Origin of the sequence: Chromobacterium sp. LK1, assembly GCF_001043555.1 — a bacterium.
In the GTDB taxonomy this organism is placed as follows: Bacteria; Pseudomonadota; Gammaproteobacteria; order Burkholderiales; family Chromobacteriaceae; genus Chromobacterium; species Chromobacterium aquaticum.
Map to the genome: position 1 here is coordinate 1 of NZ_LDUI01000075.1, position 2,922 is coordinate 2,922.

Sequence of the window (2,922 nt, forward strand, 5' to 3'; positions counted from 1 at the left end):
GCAGACCGCGCCGGCGAGCTGACCGACGAACTGATCAACGCATTGGAGGCTGCGGTCAATGCTGAGACGGCGGGCCTGATGTCCACGCAGTGGTGGCTTGCTGAACTGGACCAGTACGGCAGCCCGAAATTAGTGGATGGCGACCATACCGATATGGCCGGAGCCAACCGCGCACTGTACTTGATAAACGCTCTTGGCCTTGGCGCCGGACGCAAGTACGCAGCCGCAAAGGTCCAGTTGTTTGAAGCGGTTCCGGATGGCCGAGGCGTGAATCAAGGAGCCATCAAGCAGGTCAACAGGACCAGATTGGAGCGTGGACATGACTGAACTGGAAAAGCAGCTGTTCGATGCACTGAAGCATATCTTTAGCGCGATTGAACGCCAGCTGGAATTGATCGCTGAGCGGGCGCCGGGTCAGTTTCTCGATAAGCGCCCGGTTGTTCAGGCGCTGGGCTCGCATGCTCGCAGAGCCAACGCCGCCATCGCAGCCGCCGAGGCCGCGCAGGCGTTGGGCGCTGAACCGGTTGCATGGATGAGTGAAGAGATGGTTGATGGCGAACTAGCGCGAGAGTTCAACGGGCACAACGAGTTTTCTGGTGGCCGAACCGGCGTCCCGCTCTATGCAGAGCCTCAGCCCGCCAGCGCCCAGCCGGCGCCGGCCCAGGTCGATCAGCAGGCGCCGGGCAAGTGGCAGCCGATCAGTACCGCGCCGAAAAACGGGATGCACATTCTGTGCTACATGGAAACGGACTTCGGCGGGCATATGGAGCCGATGTACTGGTCTGATGGTTGCTGGAATTACTGTCTGGACGGTGATTATTGCCAGTTCACCCCATCGCACTGGATGCCAGCGCCACCCGCGCCGACTCAAGAGTCCGGCGCGCGCCTGGAGGCAGAGGCGAAAGGGGGCGATGCATGAGCCTGAACAACGGAACAGCACGGCAAGGACACAAGCTGCTCGGCCTTCCCGAAACGGCATTCGCAGGCTTCCCACCGGCAGAGATGCAACTGGCCGGCGAGCTGGCAGCGATACGCGCCGAGCTTGCCGCGCTGCGCGAGGCATTGCAACCGCCGCGCTCAATCATTATCACCGGACCGGAGGTGGAACGGGTGCTGGTGGCAATGAAAGGAAGCAAGTGATGCGCAAATACGAACTGCCGCCGATAAATATCCAGCGACCACGCATCATTGAGCACCATGCGACGCCCATCAGAAGACCACAGCGCAGCAAGTACTTCGACACATGGGAGGAGGCTCACACCGCGCTGTTGGAGCGAGCTCGCAAACAAGTGGTAATGAGCGAGCGAAAGCTGGCTGAGTCTCGTCAATTTCTCGCAAAGGTCGAAACGATGCGGAAAGAGGGCAAGTGATGGACGCTGAACTGAAGAGGCTGCTTGAGCTGTCGGCCAAGGCCATGGAAGTCGACGGCCTGACGTGGATACGCAGCGGCCAGTGCTTCTACTACGACGATCCTGAAACAGGTCGCGAAGAGTGGAAGCCCGACAACTGCGACGGCCAGAGCCGGCGATTGCAGGTCAAGCTGCAGATCGACACCCAGCACGGGGACAAGGAGATCAAGGCCTTCAACGGTTGCTACTGCTGCGCCGTGGTCAAGATTGGGGACGATGCGGCAGCGGCCATGCGGCGCGCAGTGCTTGAAGTGGCCGCCCAGGTGGGGGAGGTGCTGGAATGAAAACCGAATGCAGCAAGTGCCAGGCGGCCATGCCGCCGGAGCAGAAGTCCAGGCCCTGGCTCAATCGTAGCTTTATGACTGGCTTCAAGTGCTCGGCCTGCGGCCACTTTAACGACCTTCGGCGCCGGCGCGGGTTCGCTGCGTGGCGCGAGAAGCAAATGGAGGGGAAGTGATGGCGACCAATTTGCGTCCGTACTCCGGTGGCACTGATCACGAGGGCAAGCCGTGCGTGCGCGGCCCCCAAATGGAGTATTACTCCACGCACCTGAATCCGCAGCTTCTCGCAGAGACGCCGGAGCGGGCGCAGGACCTAGCATACATCGCAAACACAGCATACGAGACTGGCTATAAGCAGGCTCAGGCTGATTTGCGACGGGCAATGGGGATTGACCAATGATCACGAATGACCAACTGGCCGAGCTGGCCAGCCTGGCTCGCGCGGCGACGCCCGGGCCGTGGCGCGCTGGCAGGACTCGGGAAATTGTGTCCACCTCGGAGGTGTGCATCGATACCGACATCGGCCCCAAGGTACTGCTGTCCGGCAATTCGAACTTCATTGCGGATGGCGAGCGAGACGCGGCTTTTGCTGCTGCAGCCAACCCCGTCACGGTCCTAGCGCTTCTCGCCCGCATCGCCGAGTTGGAAAAGCAGCGAGACGCTGCCCAGAATTTTGCCAACTGCGCCGGGCTTGAACTGGGGCGAGTGCAGGATGAACGCGACCACTGGAAGGCCAACCACGACAACCAAGTGCAGCGCGCACGCATCCTGATCGAGCGCGGCGACATGCCGCTGGAGCGCGTAAAGGCATATGAGCGCTACACAGCGCTGGAGCGGGATGCGACGCGGTATCGGGCACTGCGCCGAGGGCAGAAATGGAGCGTGGTCAACGGGATTGGCGACATGCTGAGAGCAGAAATACTTGACTCCGCCATCGACGCAGCAATGGAGCCTCCGCGCTGCACATGCCCGTCCGGAGATGGCTCGCTGCGCTGGCCGTGCCCGCGCCATCCGCCGGAGTCTGCGTGACGACCGCGCTGCCGGATCCGCCCATCTACCGCTACATCCAGCGCCGCGCCGGCGCAGTCATCTACCTTGGCCCGGATCCGCCGGCGCGCGAGCCCGGGACGAGCTGCACCAGAAGCGAGTGGCTACCGGATAAGGCGGCGAAGTGGGGCGGGGATTGGTCACCGCCGGAGATTGTGTTTTGAGGGCTGCCCGAGGGCGGCCCT

General features: G+C 62.2%; 6 protein-coding genes. All 6 read left to right on the forward strand.

What is annotated here, in order from left to right:
• Positions 1-327, forward strand: a 327-nt coding sequence (locus VI26_RS24900; protein WP_053074594.1) for a hypothetical protein, incomplete at its 5' end; no start/stop codon positions are given.
• Positions 320-919: a hypothetical protein gene (locus VI26_RS22810; protein WP_048412043.1), complete on the forward strand. Its 600-nt coding sequence runs from the start codon at positions 320-322 to the stop codon at positions 917-919. The genes VI26_RS24900 and VI26_RS22810, both read left to right, overlap by 8 nt.
• Positions 916-1,140: a hypothetical protein gene (locus VI26_RS22815; RefSeq protein WP_048412044.1), complete on the forward strand. Its 225-nt coding sequence runs from the start codon at positions 916-918 to the stop codon at positions 1,138-1,140. Before VI26_RS22810 ends, VI26_RS22815 begins: the two co-directional genes overlap by 4 nt.
• Positions 1,140-1,370, forward strand: coding sequence for a hypothetical protein (locus VI26_RS22820; RefSeq protein WP_048412045.1), 231 nt, complete (start codon positions 1,140-1,142; stop codon positions 1,368-1,370). The genes VI26_RS22815 and VI26_RS22820 overlap by 1 nt, the downstream gene beginning before the upstream one ends.
• Entirely contained in the window at positions 1,370-1,693 is a 324-nt protein-coding gene (locus VI26_RS22825; protein WP_048412046.1) for a hypothetical protein, read from the forward strand. The genes VI26_RS22820 and VI26_RS22825 overlap by 1 nt, the downstream gene beginning before the upstream one ends.
• A 393-nt stretch (positions 1,694-2,086) precedes the next feature.
• Positions 2,087-2,719 (forward strand): hypothetical protein, encoded by a 633-nt coding sequence (locus VI26_RS23465; protein ID WP_053074595.1) that lies wholly within the window; start codon positions 2,087-2,089, stop codon positions 2,717-2,719.
• The last annotated feature ends 203 nt before the right edge of the window (positions 2,720-2,922 follow it).

Excerpts from the sequence above, each read along its gene's own strand:
- VI26_RS23465 (WP_053074595.1), top strand. The coding sequence starts at position 2,087 with ATGATCACGAATGACCAACTGGCCGAGCTGGCCAGCCTGGCTCGCGCG.
- VI26_RS22825 (WP_048412046.1), top strand. The coding sequence starts at position 1,370 with ATGGACGCTGAACTGAAGAGGCTGCTTGAGCTGTCGGCCAAGGCCATG.
- VI26_RS22810 (WP_048412043.1), top strand. The coding sequence starts at position 320 with ATGACTGAACTGGAAAAGCAGCTGTTCGATGCACTGAAGCATATCTTT.
- VI26_RS22815 (WP_048412044.1), top strand. The coding sequence starts at position 916 with ATGAGCCTGAACAACGGAACAGCACGGCAAGGACACAAGCTGCTCGGC.
- VI26_RS22820 (WP_048412045.1), top strand. The coding sequence starts at position 1,140 with ATGCGCAAATACGAACTGCCGCCGATAAATATCCAGCGACCACGCATC.